This is a genomic window from Janibacter sp. UYMM211 (assembly GCF_040547045.1).
GTDB lineage: Bacteria > Actinomycetota > Actinomycetes > Actinomycetales > Dermatophilaceae > Marihabitans > Marihabitans melonis.
Genome location: NZ_JBEPOY010000002.1, coordinates 354648 through 372328, shown reverse-complemented (window position 1 = coordinate 372328; position 17681 = coordinate 354648). Strand labels below are relative to the sequence as shown.

Genomic DNA, 17681 nt, shown 5'->3' with positions numbered 1-17681 from the left:
CCGCATGACCGACATCCGTGCCCTCGTCGCCACGTCCACCGGTGGGGGCGACGTCCTCGCCGTCGAGTCCCGGCTCGAGCCCTCCCCCGGACCCGGCGAGGTCGCGGTGCAGGTCGCGGCCGTCGGGGTGAACTTCATCGACGTCTACCAGCGCGAAGGGGTCTACCCGACGCAGACCCCCTTCGTCATCGGCAACGAGGGGGCGGGAGTCGTGCGCTCCGTCGGCGAGGGGGTCCACGACCTCACCCCCGGCGACCGGGTCGCGTGGCCCTTCACCCTCGGCTCGGCCGCCGAGGTCACCGTGCTCCCGGCGGCGCGGGTCGTCCCGGTGCCCGACGGCGTCGACCTCGAGATCGCCGCCGCCGCCCTGCTCCAGGGGCTCACCGCGCACTTCCTCACCCGCTCGACCTTCGAGGTCCGGCCGGGCACGCTCGCTCTCGTGCACGCCGCGGCCGGCGGCGTCGGCCGCCTGCTCGTGCAGATGATCACCGACCTCGGCGGCACGGTCATCGCCACCGCGGGCGGTCCGGAGAAGTGCGAGATCGCCCGCGACCTCGGCGCGCGGGAGGTCATCGACTACCGCGAGGCGAAGGGGGACGACCTCGCCTCCGAGATCGAGGGCGCCGCCCACCGCCTCGGTCGGGAGGACGGCGTCGACGTCGCCTACGACGGGGTCGGGGCCGCGACCTTCGACGCCTCGCTGGCCTCGCTGCGACCGCGAGGGCTCATGGTGCTCTTCGGCGGGGCGAGCGGCCAGGTGCCCCCCTTCGACATCCAGCGCCTCAACTCCGGCGGCTCGCTCTTCCTCACCCGCCCGACGCTCGCCCACCACATCGCGACGACCGAGGAGCTGCGCGGCCGCGCCGCCGAGCTGCTCGGCGCCGTCGCCGAGGGCCGGCTCGACGTGCACGTCGGCGGCCGCTACTCCTGGGACGACGCCGCGAGCGCCTACGCCGACCTCGAGGGCCGGCGCAGCACCGGCAAGCTGCTCCTGCTCCCCTGAGTCCCAGCACGCAGACGGGGACGAGATGCCGGGGGCGTCAGCGCTCCCCGATGACGAGGCACAGTCCGACGCGCGCGGTCACCAGAGGAAGGCGACGAGCGCGTTGACCACGGTGAGACCGGCCGCGGCGAGCATGAGCGGGCGGTGGCTCTCGCCACGGCGGGCGCGCGCGTTCGCGATCTCGGCGCAGGCGACGACGGCGAGCGCCACGAGCAGCTTCACGCCGATCTTCGTGTGGTTCAGGCTCGCGTCCTGCATCTCGAGGACGCCGACGAGCAGGAGCCCGATGAGCAGCTGGACCCGGGCAGCCCACACCTGGGTCGTGCGCCCGAGGGCCGCGACGAAGGGGGAGAGCACGATCGCCACCATCGCGATCATGTGCAGGACGTAGAGGACGAGGCGCAGGGCTTCCATACCGCGGAGTTTACGGGCCGGGGGTATCGCCGAGGTGCCCGGCCTCGCGCAGCAGGCGCACCGTAGGGACGAGCGGCAGCGCGTCGATCTCGTCGAGCGGCACCCAACGCGCCGCGGCCGTCGAGCCGCCCACGTCGTGCACGACCGGGGCGCTGGGCGCGGCCACCCGGGCCCGGTAGATCAGCCGCACGGCGTGGAAGTCCTCGAGCGCACCGCTCGGCGCCCGCCCCACCCAGTGCTGCGTCTGCACGTCGAGCAGCCCGCCGATCTCGGCGTCCTGGCCGCTCTCCTCCCACACCTCGCGCACGAGCCCGGCGACCGGGTCCTCGCCGGGGTCGAGCCCGCCGCCGGGCAGGGTCCAGCGGCCGGGGGCGGCGTGCACCCGAGAGGAGAGCTGGGTGAGCAGGAGCGCACCCCCCTCGACGACGACGGCGTAGGCGGCGACCCGCTGGTGCGGCACGACCTCCTCGCCCGGTGCGAGGTCGAGACCGGCGTCGAGCGGCGCGACCGCCGGCACGAAGGGGGTGACCTCGCCACGACGGGCGGCCACCTCGATCTCGACGGTCTCGGGCTCGCCCGCCGGTCGGCTCGCGCCGAGCCAGCGCGGGTCGTGCCACCCCACCGCTGCGAGCGCGGCCCGCGGGTCCTCGCCGTGGCGAAGGGAAACGAGCGCGGTCGGGTCGCACTCGTCGAGCAGACCGGCCGCTCCCCCGGCGTCGGCGCAGACCCGCAGCAGCACCCTGCTCATCGCGCCCCAGCCCGCTCGTACTCCGCGAGCACCTCGGGCAGGACGTGCGACCACACCTGCCGCGGCGGGACGGTCCGGTTGTGCGCCGCCATCCGTGCGCGCAGGGCGTCGTCGGTGACGAAGCGGGCGACGGCACGCGTCAGCCCCGCGTCGTCGGGCACGAGCAGACCGGACACGCCGTCGTCGACGACGTCGTCCACCCCCGAGCCACCCATGGCGACGACGGGCAGCCCGGCGGCGCGGGCCTCGAGCACCGCGATGCCGAAGGCCTCGAGCCGGGTCGGCGCGAGGTAGCCGTCGGCGTCGGCGTAGAGCGCGCGCAGGTCCTCGCGGGGCAGCCGCCCGCGCACGACGACCTGCCCGGTGGGCAGCTCCGCGACCCGGTGCTCGAGCCGGGCGCGCAGCGGGCCGTCACCGACGACCTCGAGCCGCGCCCGGTCCCCCAGCCCCGCCGCGACGAAGGCGTCGACGAGCTCGAGGGGGCGCTTGCGCGGAGCCAGCCGCATCGTCGAGACGAGCCGGATCGGCCCCCCGTCGCCCGGCGTCGACCCCCCTTCGCCGCCGGCTACCACGCCGTACTGGTCGTCAACGCGACCAGTACGGCGTGGTAGGTGGGTGCGCCACCGGTCGAGGTCGATCGCGTTGGGGAGCACCGACACCTGCGTGCCCGCGGGGGCGGCGGCGCGCACCTGGCCCGCGGCGAAGGTCGACACCGCCGACAGCGCCGCGCCCCGCCCGGTCCACCGCGCGAGCACCCCCGACGCGCGGTACAGCGCCGCCGCCCGGTGCAGCACGCAGTGCCACGTGATCGCCGTCGGCAGCCCGAGACCTGTGCTCACCCGAGCCGCGTCCCACGCGAAGGGGCTGACCACCCCCACGTGCACGTGCGCCACGTCGAAGCTCCCCGCCGCCAGCCGGCGGCGCAGCTCGGGCACCGCGAAGGGGTTGACCGGCACCCGCAGCAGCGGCTCGGCGAGGCGGTGCACCCGCACCGGGCCCTCCTCGACGTCGCCGCGGGACTGACCCGCCGCACCCGTCGTCGCCGTGAAGACCTCGACCTCGTGACCGTCGTCGACGAGATGCGCGGCGAGGTCGGCGACCTGCGACTCGATGCCCCCGACACGCGGGGGGTAGCAGTCGGTGAGCAGGGCGACCTTCACGGGTGCCAGGGTGCCACGGCCGGGTGTGGGAGGGTGTGGCCGATGACCTCGCAGCCCGCAGGCGGGGGCGGCCGCACGATCGTCGCCCTCCACGCCCATCCCGACGACGAGGCCCTCCTCACCGCCGGCACGATGGCCCGCGCGGCCGCCGAGGGCCACCGCGTCGTCCTCGTCGTCGCCACCGACGGGGCGCAGGGGCTGGCCGACGCCTCGGCCTACGGCGCGAAGGGGGACCACCTCGCCGCCACCCGGAGCCGCGAGCTCGCCGCGAGCGCCCGCGCGCTGGGCGTCGCCCGTGTCGTCGAGCTCGGCTACGCCGACTCCGGCAGCGACCCGCAGATGGAGCCCGACCCCGCGGGGGCCACCCGCTTCGCCCGGGTGCCCGTCGAGGAGGCCGCCGAGCGTGTGGCCGAGGTGCTGCTCGAGGAGCGCGCCGACGTCCTGCTCACCTACGACTGCCACGGCGGCTACGGCCACCGCGACCACGTCCACGTCCACCACGTCGGTGCCGCCGCGGCGCAGCGCTACCGAGAGGCGAGCGGGCTCCCCCTTCGCGTCCTCGAGGCGACGGTGCCCCGCGACACGATCTGCCGGGCCCTCGACCTCGTCGGGCGCGTCTACCGCTTCCCCGACGCCTTCGACCGCGCGTCCTTCGACCGGGCCTACTCGGCGCGCTCCGAGATCACCCACCGCATCTCCGTGCGCTCCCACATCCGCGCGAAGCGGGCCTCCATGCGCGCCCACGCGAGCCAGACGAGCGGCTCCGCGGGCGACGCCCGGACGCTCGGGATGCTGCTGCGCATCCCCCGCCCGCTCTACGACCTCGTCTTCGGCCGCGAGTGGTACCGCGACCCGGCCCTGCCCGCGGGCTCCCCCGTGCGCCGCGACCTCCTCGCCGACGTCGAGGCCGGCTCATGACGACCCAGGCCCCCGACCGCCGCCGCGTCCTCGTGCGCCGCGGGCTGCAGGTCACCCTCGGTCTCGGGCTCGCCGCCGTCATGCTCGTGTGGGGCCTGCCCTACTTCGCCAAGACGAGCTGGTCGGAGGTCTTCTCGGTGCTCGGCACCGTGCCGGCGACCTCCGCCCTGATCTACGTCGCCCTCGTCCTCGCCGGCCTGTACTGCTACACCTTCGTCATGGTCGGCGCCATGCCCGGCCTGAGCCACGGGCGAGCGCTCGTGCTCAACCTGTGCGGCTCGTCGGTGAGCAACCTCCTGCCCGGCGGCGGCGCCGTCGGCCTCGCCGCGACGTACACGATCGCGAAGTCGTGGGGCTTCTCCGCCGCCCGCGTCACGACGATGGCCGTCGTCACGGGCGTCTGGAACGTCCTCACCCGCGCCGCGCTGCCCGTCGTCGCGATCGCCGGGCTGTCCGTCGGCGCCACCGACCTGCCGACCTCGATGCGCGAGGCGTCGTGGGCGGCGATCGTCACCGGCGTCGTCGTGCTCGCGGTCTTCGCCCTCGCCGTCGCGACCGACCGAGGGGCCGCGCTCGTCGGCTCGGCCGTCGACCGCGCCATCCGCGTCGTGCGGCGTCGGCACGCCGACCAGGTCGAGCGGGCCGCGCGCGACCTGCGCTCGCGCATCGCCGAGACCTTGCGCACCGGCTGGCTGTCGATGACCCTCGGCATGGTCGGCTTCTTCGGGCTGTACTACGTGCTCTTCCTGCTCGTCACGCGCGCGACGGGCGTCGACCTGCCCTTCGGCCAGCTCTTCGCCGCGTACGCGATCGGGCGTCTGCTCACGGCCGTCGGCGTCACCCCGGGCGGGCTCGGGGTCACCGAGACCGGCACGGCCGCCGCCCTCGTCGCGTGGGGCGCCGACCCCGCCGCCGCGATGGCCGGCGTCGTGCTCTTCTCCGTCTTCACCCACCTCATGGAGGTGCCGCTCGGGGCCATCGGGTGGCTCGCGTGGACGGTCATGCCGCGCCGGGCGAGCACCGCCGACGACGACCTCGAGCCGGTCGCCTAGCCGACGAGGCGGCGGACCTGGCGCTGCTGGGCCTCGCGCGCCGTCGAGTCGTCGAGCGTCTCTGGCACGAAGGGGGACCCCGTCGCGTGCTCGGCCGCCCACCCGACGAGCGTGTCGGCGAGGACCGGGTTCGCGGGCAGGATCGGCCCGTGGAGGTAGGAGCCGATGACGTGACCGGTGATCGCGCCCTCGGTGCCGTCGGAGCCGTTGTTGCCCAGACCGCTGCGCACCCGCCCGAAGGGGGCCTGGCCGGGCCCGAGGGTCGTCGAGCCGGAGTGGTTCTCGTAGCCGACGACGTCACCGTGGTCGGTGCTCAGCACGACGGGGCCGATCATCCGCTTCGCGTTGCCCTGGGTCGTGACGTCGAGGATGCCCAGCCCGGGCAGGCGCTGCCCGTCGACGGTGATGAAGGCGTTGCCGAAGAGCTGGTACATGCCGCAGATCATGAGCATCGGCACGCCCTGGTCGGCGAGCTCGCGCAGCCGGTCGGCGATCCGCTCGAGGTCGTCCTCGACGGTCACCTGACCGGAGTCCTGCCCGCCGCCGCCGACGACGAGGTCGACGCGCTCCGGGAAGGGCCGGCCCGGGTGGTGCTGGTGGACGACCGGCACGTAGCCGTGCCGCCGGATCCGGGCGGCGAGGCAGCGGGTGTTGCCGAGGTCGCCGTAGATGCTCATCTCGCGCGGGTAGAGGTGGACGAGGTGGATCTCGCCCTTGCCCTCCCCGCCGGGGTCCGCCGGCAGCGACGAGCCGAGGGGCTCGCCGAGGATGGTGACGTCGAGATCGCTCATGCCTGACCTGCCTCGGGTGCGTCGGTGCCCATCTCGGGCACGTCGTAGCGCTCGCCGAGCATCCGGCGCAGGGCGAGCATCGCCGTGTATGTGCAGAAGACCCGCTTGGGCTCGTCGCGGTGCTCGGCGAGGAAGGTGCTCAGCCCCGCCTCGAGATCCGTGAGGGTGCGGCCCACCGCGACGTCGTCGTACTCGAGGCGCAGGGCCATGTCCCAGCCGCGCACGCCCGAGGTGAGCGCCACCCCCTTCGCCCGCAGCGGGGTGAAGTCGACGTCGTAGAGCCACGAGACGTCGCGGCCGTCGGCGTAGTCGTCGTTGATCGCGATCATCGACGCGACGGGCGTCGAGCCGTACGTGCCGAGCGCGACGGTGAAGCCCGCGGGGTTCTTGACGAGCACGAGCTCGAGCGGCTGGCCGTCGGCGTCGATGACCTCGCCCCGGCCGAAGGGGGGAGCCACGGTGCGCAGCGCGTGCAGGGTCGCGTCCTCGCGGAAGTCGTCGCCGAGGAGCATCCGGGCGGTCGTCGTCGCGGCGGTCGCGTTGATCATCGCGGCGAGCCCGCGCTGCTTGAGGGTGACCGGTCCGAGGACGCCGCCCTCGTGCTCCTCGCCCCAGCGCACGAGCAGCTGCTGCTCGTCGATCGGGGCGAGCAGGCCGTCGAGCGGCCCGGCCGGCGGCGGGGTGTAGGCGTCCTGCGCCCGGACGTCCTGCTCCTGCAGCTCGCCGAGCCGCGCGGCGATGCTCTCGTCGAGCCCGAACCACCTCACCTGCACGCCGTCGGCGAGCTCGGCGGCGATCCGGTTGACGTAGGAGTCGTCGCGGTTGAGCACGACGCCGGTCGTCGTCATGCCGGCGAGCTCGGTGAGCAGCCGCGCGGTGTGGTCGATCTCGGCGAAGCGGTCGAGCTGGTCGCGGGCGACGTTGAGCAGCAGGGCGTGGCTCGGGGCGACCGCCCGCGCGAAGTGCAGCGCGTGGGCCTCGTCGAGCTCGAGCACGGCGAGGTCGGCCTCGAGCCGGCCGCGCAGGGGCAGCTCCTCGAGCATCGCCGAGATGACGCCGCGGGTGAAGTTCGAGCCGGTGGGGTTGGTGAAGACGGTGCGCCCGTGGGCCCGCAGGAGCGCTACGAGCATCTTCGTCGTCGTCGTCTTGCCGTTCGTCCCGCTGACGACGACGACGCCGTCGCGCACCCCGGCGAGGGCGTGAGCGAGGAAGCCGGGGTCGACCCGCTCGGCGACGAGGCCGGGCAGCGCCGAGCCCCCGGACCCACCGCCCCTGATGCGGGCGGCGGTACGCGCGGCCTTGCCGGCGATGACGGCGGCGGTCGTCCTCAGCACGCGGTCAGTCTAGGAGGCGGGCCGGACGCCCGTGCGGCGCACCGGGGTCCGCGCGCCCGTGTCGCGCCCGGCAGGGTCAGGACGCACTGCGGTCGGAGAAGCCGTCGGAGCGCTCCTGCGGCGAGCGCTGCGCGATCTCCTCCATCACCGCGTCCGTGATCGCCCGGTAGAGCCGGGTCTTCACATGCTGGCGCTTGAGGCTCGCGACGTCGACCGGCGGGCCGAAGCGGACCGTCACCCGGTGCGGACGCAGCCCGCGCGCGCCGACGGGCTGCACGCGGTCGGTCCCGACGAGCGTGCACGGCACGACGACGGCGTCGGTCGCGTCCGCGAGCCGGCCGACCCCGGTCTTGCCCTTGTGCAGGCGGCCGTCGCGGCTGCGCGTGCCCTCGGGGTAGATGCCGAAGGCCCCGCCGGAGCGCAGGTGCTCCTCGGCGACCTCGAGCGACCGGGCGGCAGCCCGGGGGTCGTCCCGGTCGACCGGGATCATCCCGGCGAACTCGCTGAACCACAGCCGCTTGAGCCACCCCTTCGCCCCGGTGCCCTCGACGTACTCGGCCTTGCCGAGGAAGCCGACCTTACGGCCCGCGGCGAGCGGGATGACCATCGAGTCGACGAAGCTGAGGTGGTTGCTCGCGATGATGACGGCGCCGGTGGCGGGCACGTGCTCGCGCCCCTCGACGCGCATCCGCAGGTAGGCCTTGAGCGGCGGCCCGACGAGCACCTTGCGCAGGATCACCTCGGCGACATGGGTCGGCAGGTTGGCGGGCATGCGGCCAGGGTAGTCACCTAGGGTCGGCCGCATGTCGAGCCTTCCGCCTGTGGGACCGCCCCCGCCGCAGCAGCCCCCGCACCACCACCCCGGACCGCCCGCCCCGCCGCCCCAGCACCACCAGGCCCCGCACCACTCGTCCGGGTCGCCCGCACCGCAGCCGCCGCAGGGCGGCGCGATCATGCCCGTGCACGGCGAGCACTCCCGGACCATGGCGCCCCCTCCCGGCCACGGCGCGATCCTGCTCACCCTCCAGGGCAACGCCCTGACGACCGGTCTGACCCCCGCGGTCCATCTCGACGGGCATCGCGTGAGCGGCGCCTTCGGGCCCACGCTGTACCCCCTTCGCCCGGGCCGTCACCGCGTCGACGTGCACACCCAGTGGCTGCGTCGCTACGGCCAGGCCGGCATGGAGGTCGACGTCCGCGAGGGCCAGGTCGTCCCCGTCTTCTACGCCGTGCCGTGGCACCAGTTCACGACGGGCTCCATCGGGCACGAGACGCAGAAGCGCAAGGGCGTCGGCGTCCTCGTCGCGATGCTCGCCGTCGTCGTCCTCGTCGTCGCGCTCTGCGTTGGCGGCCCGATCCTGCTCAGCTGAGCGAAGGGGGACCCGCCTCGCCCGTCGGGTCGGCGGGCGGGGCGTCGAGCCCGGCCGCGCTGCGCGCGACCCAGCCGTCCCAGTCGGTGCCGAGGTCGGCGCCCACTCCCCCGCGGTAGCGCACGGCTCCCCCGCCGATGTCGCCGACGACGACCGACCCCTCGGGCTGCACGTGCACCATGAGCGACTCGGTCTCGCCGTCCGGGCCCGGGAAGCGCACGAGGTTGCCGATGTGGCGGGTCCGGGTGAGGAAGCCCAGCTCGTCGCCGTCGCGGCGGGCCGCGGCCCCCAGCTCGGCCTCGGTGAGGAGCACGTCGACGTCGGGCGCGGCGGCCTGCGCCGCCCCGTCGGGCAGCTGGAAGCGGCCGAGGTAGACCTCGCGCTCCGCGGCGTCGAGACGCACGAGGCTTACGAGGTGGAAGCCGTGCGTCGTGACGACCTCGCGGCACCACAGGTCGTCCTCGACGTGCCGCAGGAGGTACCACGTCTCGCCCATCGACCCCACGACACGCAGCGACAGACGGATCTCGCGCGAGCGCAGGGCCAGGGCCGCGACCACCTGGTCGTCGAGCACGACGTGACCGACCGCGTCCTCGCCCGTCGTGTCGAGCTCGACGTCGACCGCGTCCCGAGCAGCGGCGGAGCGCAGCGCCCCGAGCGCGGCCGCCTGCTGTGCCTCCTCGGTGAGGTTGGCGAACCACAGCCCGTGCGGCGTGGAGTCGGCCGGCTCGTCGCAGTAGGCGTAGAGCTCCTCGTCGGTGAGCACCGCGAGGTCGACCGGCTCGTCACCGGCCCGGGCGAGCGCGACCACCGCCGCCACGGCCTCGTCGGTGCTGGTGGTCTCGCTGGTGAGCGTCATGGCGTCCTTCGGGTCGGTCACGGCCACGGCAGGGGGTTGGGCAGGGAGGGGAGCGGGATCGGGTTCTTCGCGACGTCCTTGATCGTGTCCCACGTGCCGCTGGCGATCTCCGACGGCGACGGCCCGGGCAGGTCGAAGTCGGTGTCGGGCAGCAGGTCGGCGAGGACGAGCGGGTTCATCGGTGCCATGAGGCCGACCCGACCGATCCGGATGACGTCCTCGGAGATGCCCGTCTGCTCCGCGAGCCAGCCGTCGAGCGTGGGCATGTGCTCGTGGCGCAGCTGCTCGAGCGTCAGCCCGACCGAGACGAGCGTGCCGTAGGGCGGGAAGAAGGCGGCGACCGACGAGCCGCCGCCGAGGATCACCTTGTTCCAGATCTCGTGGGGGTTGGCCCTGCCGTTCCACGCGTCGGAGAAGACGCCCTTCATCTCCCACAGCGCGACACCGGCGCCGACATAGGGCAGCGCCTTGAGGAACTTCGCACCGATGCCGAGCACGGGGAGCAGCGAGCGACCGAGCGGCACGAGCTTCGGCGCCCACTTCGCGACGAAGCGGCTGATGACGCCACCGGTCGCGGCGAGCCAGGCCTTGAACTTCGGGGAGATCTCGCGGAAGGCGTCGACGAGATCGGCGGCGATCATCGAGAACTTCACCGCGAGGTTGTTGAAGACGCCGGTGATGCCGTCGAGCACCCCGGTGACGAGGTCGCGGACCGGCTGGGTGACGCGGTCCAGCGCGTCCCAGATGCGGTCGAGGAGCGACTGGCCCTGCCCGGTGCGACCCGGCGGGAGGGGCGGCAGCGGGACCGGCGGCGTCGGCGCACCGGGGGCGCGCCCCCCGACCGAGGCGGACGCGTCGTCCTGGTCCTCGGCCTGGTCGTCGAGGCGCTGCCCGTAGTCGCGCATCGCCTGACCCGCGTGGGTGAGGCGCGGCACGGTCGCGCGCCAGGAGCGCTGGAAGTGCTCGAGGTCGGGCCCGGCCCACACGTCGTCGAGGACGTCGACCCGGGCCTGGCCCTCCTGGCGCACGTCCTCGACCCTCGACCCGAGATCCATGAGCTGCGTGGCGATCGAGCGCACCCGCTCGACGTCCATCCCCTCGGTGACCGTCATCTGCATCCCCCTGCCCGTCGCGTCGGCGGCTCCGCCCCTGTCTGCTCGAAGACTAGGGGCGCGACGAGCCGCCCGACCATGGGGAGTACTGCCCTCCTGCCCCGATACGCTCACCGCCCATGACAGCTCATCCGCGACCGGGCAGCGCCGTCGTCGTGCATGCCGTGAGCGGGGCGAGCGGGGGCCAGGTGCGCTGCCGCGTCGACGGCCACGAGGTGCAGCTGCTGCCGAGCGTCGGCAGCGGGTCGAGCACCCTCGTGCCGGTCACGCCGGGTCGGCACACGATCGCCTGCTACGGCATCTACCAGCTCGTCGCGCGCTACGGCGAGGCCGAGCTCGTCGTCGACGTCCCGCCGGGCGGGCAGGTCGACGTGCACTACGCGCTGCCCCGGACCTCGGAGGCGAAGGGGATGATCGGCCTGGTCCCGCAGCAGCGCTCGGCGGCACCGCACGCGCGGACGGTCCTGACGAACGTCGCGATGGCGGTCGTCGTCGTCCTCGTGTGCGGCGGCGGCGCCGCGCTGTGGCAGCTGCTGCAGGACCGGGCCTAGACCCGGCGCAGCGCCGCGCTCACTCCCACTCGATGGTGCCCGGCGGCTTGCTCGTGACGTCGAGGACGACTCGGTTGACCTCTTCGACCTCGTTGGTGATGCGGGTGGAGATCTGGGCGAGCACGTCGTAGGGGACGCGGGTCCAGTCCGCGGTCATCGCATCCTCGGAGGAGACCGGACGCAGGACGACCGGGTGGCCGTAGGTCCGGCCGTCGCCCTGGACGCCGACGGAGCGCACGTCGGCGAGCAGCACGACGGGGCACTGCCAGATCTCCTTGTCGAGACCGGCCTGCGTGAGCTCCTCGCGGGCGATCGCGTCGGCGCGACGCAGGATGTCGAGGTTGGTCTCGGTGACCTCGCCGATGATGCGGATGCCCAGACCGGGCCCGGGGAAGGGCTGGCGGTCGACGATCGGGTCGGGGACGCCGAGCTCGCGGCCGACCTGGCGCACCTCGTCCTTGAAGAGCGCGCGCAGCGGCTCGACGAGGCTGAACTGCAGGTCGTCGGGCAGCCCGCCGACGTTGTGGTGGCTCTTGATGTTCGCCGCGCCCGAGCCGCCGCCGGACTCGACGACGTCGGGGTAGAGCGTGCCCTGGACGAGCCACTTCACGGGGTGCTCGGCGTCTCCGCGGTCCTCGACGACGTCGCGGGCGGCCTGCTCGAAGACCCGGATGAACTCTCGGCCGATGATCTTGCGCTTCGCCTCGGGCTCGGTGACCCCGGCGAGGGCACCGAGGAACTGCTCCTTGGCGTCGACGACGACGAGGTCGACCCCCGTCGCCGCGACGAACTCCTGCTCGACCTGCTCGGCCTCGCCCTGGCGCAGCAGGCCGTGGTCGACGAAGACGCACGTCAGCTGGTCGCCGACGGCGCGCTGGACGAGCGCGGCCGCGACGGAGGAGTCGACACCACCGGAGAGCGCGCACAGGACGCGGTCCTCGCCGACCTGCTCGCGGATCGCCGCGACCTGGTCGTCGACGACGTTGCTCGCGGTCCAGTCGGCGGAGAGACCGGCGCCGCGGAGCAGGAAGTTCTCGAGGACCCGCTGCCCGAAGGTCGAGTGCATGACCTCGGGGTGCCACTGCACGCCGTAGAGACGACGCTCGTCGTCCTCGAAGGCGGCGACGGGGGCGCCGGAGGTCGTCGCGGTGACCCGCATGCCCTCAGGCGCCTCGATGACCGAGTCGCCGTGGCTCATCCACACCGACTGGTCCTCGGGCTGGCCGTTGAAGAGGGTCGACTCACGGTCGGCGATGCGCGCCCGGGTGCTGCCGTACTCGCGCAGCCCGGTGCGCTCGACGGTCCCGCCGAGGGCCTGGACCATCGACTGGAAGCCGTAGCACATGCCGAAGACGGGGACCCCGGCCTCGAGCAGCTCGGCCTGCAGCTCGGGCGCGCCCTCCTCGTACACCGAGCTCGGGCCGCCCGAGAGGATGATCGCGGCCGGCTCCTTCGCGAGCAGGTCGGCGGCGCTCGTCTCGTGGGGGACGACCTCGCTGTAGACCTTCGCCTCACGCACCCGACGGGCGATGAGCTGGGCGTACTGGGCGCCGAAGTCGACGACGAGGACAGGGTGCTGCTTCAGCGATTCCGTCACGCGCCCAGGCTACCGGGGCGCGAGGGCGCTCCTCGCTCCCCCTTCGCCCGCCCCGCGGAGAGCTGCTCAGCTGGTGAGCGGCGCGACCTCGCGCACGACGCGGCGCTCCTCGACGAAGGCGACGAAGGGGATGCACGCGAGGAGGAGGATCGCGACCATCCGCCCGATCCCCCAGCCCACCTTGAGGCCGAGGTTGGCCGTCGCGGCGGCGAAGACCATGAAGATCAGGCCGTGGACGGGGCTCCACCACGTGAGCACGTCGTTGCCCATGCCGTACTTGAGGACCATCTCGAGGATGAGGACGAACATCGCCAGACCGGCGACGATCGCGCTCACCCGGAAGAAGGACAGCGCGCTCGCGACCTGGCGGGGGCTCGCCCCGGTGCCGGTCCTGCTCGTCTGGGTCATAACTCTCCTGTCTGCACGACCGCGCGCTCCTGCGCGGGCGTCTCGTCGCGTCGGGCCTCCTGACGCATCATCCGCCACCACATCCAGATGACGAAGGCGGCGATGACGTACCACTGGGCCGCGTAGCTGGCGTTGCGCCAGTCCAGCGAGGTGTCGGGCAGGGGCGGGGGCACCCGCTCCAGCCCGTCGGGCGGGGTGGCGCCGGACCCGCCGCGCTCGTCGACGACGAAGCCGAAGCCGTTGTACAGCTCGCCCGGCCAGTCGTTGACGAGGGCGGCGAGGTCGACGGTCGAGGCGGTGCCGGGGGCGAGCCCGGTCGCGGTGTCGGGGGCCTCGCCCGGCGCGAGCGAGGCGACGACGTCGACGGTGCCGGTCGGGGGCGCCGGGGGCTCCTCCCCCTTCGGCAGCCAGCCGCGCACGACGGGCAGGTTGGCCCCGGTCTGCTCGACGACGAGCCGCTCGACGGCCCAGCCGCCCTCGCGCCCGTCGAGCAGCCGGCCGACGACGACGAAGCCGCTGCCGGGCTCGTACTCGCCGGTGACGTCGACGCGCTGGCCGGACCCGTCGTCGGGGAAGCCCTCGTGGGGCGCGATGACGTCGGCGATCGGCTCGACGGGACGCTCCTGCACCTCGCGCACGGCCTCCTCGCGGGCCCGGTCGTGGGCGACGGCCCACTGCCAGCGCCCGGCGGTCACGGCGAGCGCGGCACCGAGGAGCGCGAGGACCAGCAGACCCAGCCACTTCGGGCGGGTCGCGGTCCTGAGCACCCGCCCAGGTTACGTCCCGCCCCTGAGGGCTCCCTGCACGGGCTCAGACGCTCGCGGTGCGCCAGTCGTCGGCGGGGCCGACGACGTCGACCTCCTCCGGCGGGGGCGCGACCCGGGGCATGCCGAGGTCGACCTGGCGCGACTCGACGTGGGTGAAGGCGGTGACGGCCGGGGTGCGCGCGGGCACCGGGTCGAGCCGGCGGTAGCCCTCGCCCTGGGCCGGTCGCGGGTCGTCCTCGCCGCGGTTGGGCCACAGCGCGAAGGCCCGCTCGGCCTGCGCCGTGATCGTCAGCGAGGGGTTGACCCCGAGGTTGGCGCTCACCGCGGAGCCGTCGACGACGCTGATCCCGGGGTAGCCCCACAGCCGGTGGTAAGGGTCGAGGCCGCCCGACTGCGCCGTGTCGCCGATCGGTGCCCCGCCGAGGAAGTGCGCGGTGAGCGGGATGTCGAAGGCCTCGCTCCACGTGCCCCCCGGGTAGAAGGGGATGCCGATGCGCTCGGAGAGGCGGTGAGCCAGCGCCCGGATGCCGCGATGCCCGGCCTCGATGTACGTCGGGTTGGGCTCTCCGTGACCCTGCGTCGAGGTGAGCCGGCGACGGCCCCCCTTCGTCGTCAGCGAGGTCGTCAGCGAGTTGTCGAGCGACTGCATGACGAGACCGATGACCGTCGAGTCGGCGAAGTGGGTGCCGGGCGGCGCCCAGGCCCGCAGCGCGGGCAGGTTGCGGGGCAGCTCGGCGAGCAGCCGCAGCCACCGGGGCGTGCGCCCGGTGCGCGGCGGGGCGAGGAGGGTGGTCAGCAGACCCATCGCGTCCGAGCCCCGCCCGTAGCGGCAGTTCTCGACGTGCGTGTCCGCGTCGGGGTGGAAGGAGCTCGTGATCGCGACGCCGCGGGTGAGGTCGTGCTCGCCCGTCGGCGGGGTCGCCGCGAGCGCCCCGACGAGGGCCTCGGAGTTCGTGCGGGTCAGCTCGCCGACCCGGTCGCTCGTCGCGCTCAGCTCGCCCTCGGCGCGCATCTCGTGCAGCAGGTGCTGGGTCCCCCACGTGCCCGCCGCGAGGACGACGTGGCGGGCGGTGGTGACCCGCGCCGAGCGGTCGCCCCGGTCGTCGGTCGCCTCGTGGCGCACGCGGTAGGTGGGGGTCCCCCCTTCGCTCCCGGGCACGAGACCGAGCCGGGTCACCGTGCGAAGGGGGGTCACCCGCGCCCCGAGACCCTCGGCGAGGGCGAGGTAGTTCTTCACGAGGGTGTTCTTCGCGCCCACCCGGCAGCCGACCATGCAGTTGCCGCACTCGGTGCACGTCGTGCGCTGCGGCCCGGCCCCGCCGAAGTATGGGTCGGGGATCGTGCGGCCCTGCTCCTCGGGGCGGTTGCCCTCGCCGAAGAGGACGCCGACGGGGGTCTTGCGGAAGGTGTCGCCGACCCCGAGGTCGTGCGCGGCGTCACGCATCGCCTGCTCGACCGGGCCGTCGCACGGGTTGGTGACGACGCCGAGCATGCTCTGGCCGGTCGCGTAGTGCGGCGCGAGCTCGGCCTCCCAGTCGGTGATGTGCCCCCACTGCCGGTCCTCGAAGAAGGCCCGCGGCGGCACGTAGAGGGTGTTGGCGTAGTTGAGCGAGCCGCCCCCGACGCCTGCCCCGGCGAGGATCATCACGTCCTTGAGCAGGTGGATGCGCTGCACCCCGTAGCACCCGAGGCGGGGCGCCCAGAGGAAGTTCTTCAGGTCCCAGCTCGTGCGGGCGAAGTCCTCGTCGGCGAAGCGGCGTCCGGCCTCGAGGACGAGGACGGAGTAGCCCTTCTCGGCGAGCCGCAGCGCGGCGACGGACCCGCCGAAGCCGGACCCGACGACGAGGACGTCGACATCGGGCTCGACGGCGGGGCCGGCCGCGCTCTCGAGGGCGCTCACGACAGCCCCACCGACTTCAGCGCGCGCAGCCCGAGCGTCATGACCTTCGCGTACCGGCGCTGGTCCAGCCCCATCGACGGCGCGATCGGCAGGACGTGCTGGGCCGTGACGTTCTGGCTCTCGGTGTACTTGAGGATCCCCTCGGCGCCGTGCCGGCGGCCGACCCCGGAGTCCTTCATGCCGCCCATCGGGGCGCCCATCGACGCCCAGGCGGCGGCGTAGGCCTCGTTGACGTTGACCGTGCCGGTGCGGATCCGCGCGGCGACCGCGCGCCCGCGCCGCACGTCACGCGTCCACACCGAGGCGTTGAGGCCGTAGTCGGTGTCGTTGGCGAGCGCGACCGCCGCGTCGTCGTCGGCCACGCGGTAGAGCGAGACGAGCGGCCCGAAGGTCTCCTCGTCGCGGCAGGTCATCGCCGAGGTCACCCCGTCGAGGACGGTCGGCTCGAAGACGAAGGGGCCGACGTCGGGCCGGGCGGACCCGCCGGCGAGGACGCGAGCCCCCTTCGCCACGGCGTCGCGCACGTGCTCGGTGACGGTGTCGAGCTGGGCCTGCGAGACGAGGCTGCCCATGTCGTAGCCGTACTCGAGCGAGGTGCCGAGGCGCAGCGCGCGGACCGCCTCCACGAAGGCGGGCACGAAACGGTCGTAGATGCCGTCGTGGACGAGGACGCGCTCGGCCGAGATGCACAGCTGGCCGGCGGAGGAGAAGCACGCCCGCACCGCTCCCTCGACGGCCCGGTCGAGATCGGCGTCGTCGGCGACGTAGACGGAGTTCTTGCCGCCCAGCTCGAGGCTGTAGGACACGAGGCGCTCGGCGGCCGAGCGCGCGACGGAGCGACCGGTCGCCGTCGACCCGGTGAAGCAGACGTAGTCGCCGGCGTCGACGACGGCCTGCCCGGTCGACCCGCCCGGCCCGAGGACGACCTGGAGGACGCCGTCGGGCAGCCCGGCCTCGCGGAGCAGCTCGACGCCGGCGAGCGCGGTGAGCGAGCCCTGCTCGTCAGGGCGCAGGACGACGGCGTTGCCCGCCATGAGCGCGGGGATCGCGTCGGTGACGGCCAGGCTCAGCGGGTAGTTCCACGGCGAGACGATGCCGACGACGCCCTTCGGGTGGTGCAGGGTGCGCGCCTGGCTGAGCAGCGGCAGGGCGCCGAGGTGGCGGGTCGGCGCGAGGTAGCTCTCCGCCCGCGCGGCGTAGTGACGGGCGGCGATCGCGCAGTCGAGGACCTCCTCGAAGGCGTGGAGGCGCGCCTTGCCCGCCTCGAGCTGGACGAGGTCGAGCAGCTCGACCTGACGCTCGAGGACGAGGTCGTGGAAGCGGCGCATGACCCGCCGGCGGTCGTCGTGCGTCGTCGCCGCCCACCGCGGCTGGGCCGCGCGCGCGGACGCGAAGGCCCGGGCGACGTCCTCGGGGGTCGAGATCGGCAGGGCCGCCAGCGGCGCACCGGTCATCGGCGAGGTCCGCGTGAAGGTCTGCGCGCGCGGCGCCGCGACGACGCGTGCGGAGAGGCAGCGGGCTCGTGCCGGGTCGACGGCGTAGGCCGCGGTGGGGTCGAGCTCGGGATCGGCGATGATCTCGGACGTCATTACTCCACGGTAATGCCGTCGCCGCGCTTGCGCCTGTGCTCTGCTCACCCGCACCGGCCCGAGGACGACAAAACCCTGCTGGCTGCCTCTTGATGTGCCAGGACCCTG

18 protein-coding genes are annotated in these 17681 nt (G+C 74.1%); 5 read left to right on the top strand and 13 right to left on the bottom strand.

Annotated elements, in window-relative coordinates:
- Positions 1 to 4 precede the first annotated feature (4 nt).
- Positions 5 to 1003, top strand: a complete 999-nt coding sequence (locus ABIB53_RS06925) for a quinone oxidoreductase family protein (RefSeq protein ID WP_068273331.1) — start codon at positions 5 to 7, stop codon at positions 1001 to 1003.
- Between the two features lie 78 nt (positions 1004 to 1081).
- Here ABIB53_RS06925 and ABIB53_RS06920 read toward each other — a convergent pair whose 3' ends face one another.
- From ABIB53_RS06920 to ABIB53_RS06910, 3 genes are read right to left on the bottom strand one after another with little or no spacing between them, the layout of a single operon-like run.
- A complete protein-coding gene (locus tag ABIB53_RS06920) occupies positions 1082 to 1417 on the bottom strand; it encodes a hypothetical protein (RefSeq protein WP_068273328.1) in 336 nt (111 codons plus the stop codon).
- A gap of 10 nt (positions 1418 to 1427) precedes the next feature.
- Positions 1428 to 2165 (bottom strand): NUDIX hydrolase, encoded by a 738-nt coding sequence (locus tag ABIB53_RS06915; protein ID WP_354587625.1) that lies wholly within the window; start codon positions 2163 to 2165, stop codon positions 1428 to 1430.
- A complete protein-coding gene (locus tag ABIB53_RS06910) occupies positions 2162 to 3325 on the bottom strand; it encodes a glycosyltransferase family 4 protein (RefSeq protein WP_354587624.1) in 1164 nt (387 codons plus the stop codon). The genes ABIB53_RS06915 and ABIB53_RS06910 overlap by 4 nt, the downstream gene beginning before the upstream one ends.
- Positions 3326 to 3367: 42 nt before the next feature.
- Here ABIB53_RS06910 and ABIB53_RS06905 point away from each other — a divergent pair, with 42 nt between their 5' ends.
- Together ABIB53_RS06905 and ABIB53_RS06900 are read left to right on the top strand one after the other, a co-directional pair.
- Positions 3368 to 4243, top strand: a complete 876-nt coding sequence (locus ABIB53_RS06905) for a PIG-L deacetylase family protein (RefSeq protein ID WP_354587622.1) — start codon at positions 3368 to 3370, stop codon at positions 4241 to 4243.
- The gene (locus tag ABIB53_RS06900) at positions 4240 to 5295 is read left to right on the top strand and encodes a lysylphosphatidylglycerol synthase transmembrane domain-containing protein (protein ID WP_354587620.1); all 1056 of its coding nucleotides are present in this window, start codon (positions 4240 to 4242) and stop codon (positions 5293 to 5295) included. The genes ABIB53_RS06905 and ABIB53_RS06900 overlap by 4 nt, the downstream gene beginning before the upstream one ends.
- Here ABIB53_RS06900 and ABIB53_RS06895 read toward each other — a convergent pair.
- From ABIB53_RS06895 to ABIB53_RS06885, 3 genes are all read right to left on the bottom strand, one after another.
- Positions 5292 to 6086, bottom strand: coding sequence for a type 1 glutamine amidotransferase (locus ABIB53_RS06895; protein WP_083968532.1), 795 nt, complete (start codon positions 6084 to 6086; stop codon positions 5292 to 5294). The genes ABIB53_RS06900 and ABIB53_RS06895 overlap by 4 nt on opposite strands.
- Positions 6083 to 7420 carry a MurT ligase domain-containing protein gene (locus ABIB53_RS06890; RefSeq protein ID WP_354587619.1) on the bottom strand — a complete coding sequence of 446 codons (1338 nt, stop codon included), beginning with the start codon at positions 7418 to 7420 and terminating at the stop codon, positions 6083 to 6085. The genes ABIB53_RS06895 and ABIB53_RS06890 overlap by 4 nt, the downstream gene beginning before the upstream one ends.
- 76 nt (positions 7421 to 7496) lie before the next feature.
- Positions 7497 to 8192, bottom strand: coding sequence for a lysophospholipid acyltransferase family protein (locus ABIB53_RS06885; RefSeq protein ID WP_354587618.1), 696 nt, complete (start codon positions 8190 to 8192; stop codon positions 7497 to 7499).
- Between the two features lie 31 nt (positions 8193 to 8223).
- On the opposite strand from ABIB53_RS06885, the gene ABIB53_RS06880 reads away from it, so the two are divergent.
- Positions 8224 to 8790, top strand: a complete 567-nt coding sequence (locus ABIB53_RS06880) for a hypothetical protein (RefSeq protein ID WP_354587617.1) — start codon at positions 8224 to 8226, stop codon at positions 8788 to 8790.
- Here ABIB53_RS06880 and ABIB53_RS06875 read toward each other — a convergent pair.
- A complete protein-coding gene (locus ABIB53_RS06875) occupies positions 8783 to 9649 on the bottom strand; it encodes a hypothetical protein (RefSeq protein WP_354587616.1) in 867 nt (288 codons plus the stop codon). The genes ABIB53_RS06880 and ABIB53_RS06875 overlap by 8 nt on opposite strands.
- A gap of 17 nt (positions 9650 to 9666) precedes the next feature.
- Entirely contained in the window at positions 9667 to 10761 is a 1095-nt protein-coding gene (locus ABIB53_RS06870) for a WXG100 family type VII secretion target (RefSeq protein WP_354587615.1), read from the bottom strand.
- Positions 10762 to 10880: 119 nt separating this feature from the next.
- Between ABIB53_RS06870 and ABIB53_RS06865 the strand changes: the two genes are divergently transcribed.
- Entirely contained in the window at positions 10881 to 11312 is a 432-nt protein-coding gene (locus ABIB53_RS06865; RefSeq protein ID WP_354587614.1) for a hypothetical protein, read from the top strand.
- A 19-nt stretch (positions 11313 to 11331) separates the two neighbouring features.
- On the opposite strand, the gene guaA is transcribed toward ABIB53_RS06865, so the two are convergent.
- The 5 genes from guaA to ABIB53_RS06840 all read right to left on the bottom strand — a co-directional run bounded on the left by guaA (position 11332) and on the right by ABIB53_RS06840 (position 17573).
- Complete coding sequence (gene guaA, locus ABIB53_RS06860) at positions 11332 to 12909, bottom strand: glutamine-hydrolyzing GMP synthase (RefSeq protein WP_068273307.1); 1578 nt, start codon at positions 12907 to 12909, stop codon at positions 11332 to 11334.
- A 66-nt stretch (positions 12910 to 12975) separates the two neighbouring features.
- Positions 12976 to 13317: a DUF3817 domain-containing protein gene (locus ABIB53_RS06855; protein WP_068273305.1), complete on the bottom strand. Its 342-nt coding sequence runs from the start codon at positions 13315 to 13317 to the stop codon at positions 12976 to 12978.
- Positions 13314 to 14084 (bottom strand): SURF1 family protein, encoded by a 771-nt coding sequence (locus ABIB53_RS06850; protein ID WP_354587613.1) that lies wholly within the window; start codon positions 14082 to 14084, stop codon positions 13314 to 13316. Before ABIB53_RS06850 ends, ABIB53_RS06855 begins: the two co-directional genes overlap by 4 nt.
- Positions 14085 to 14127: 43 nt before the next feature.
- The gene (locus tag ABIB53_RS06845) at positions 14128 to 15984 is read right to left on the bottom strand and encodes a GMC family oxidoreductase N-terminal domain-containing protein (RefSeq protein WP_354587612.1); all 1857 of its coding nucleotides are present in this window, start codon (positions 15982 to 15984) and stop codon (positions 14128 to 14130) included.
- Entirely contained in the window at positions 15981 to 17573 is a 1593-nt protein-coding gene (locus ABIB53_RS06840) for a succinic semialdehyde dehydrogenase (protein ID WP_354587611.1), read from the bottom strand. The genes ABIB53_RS06845 and ABIB53_RS06840 overlap by 4 nt, the downstream gene beginning before the upstream one ends.
- Positions 17574 to 17681: the final 108 nt, after the last annotated feature.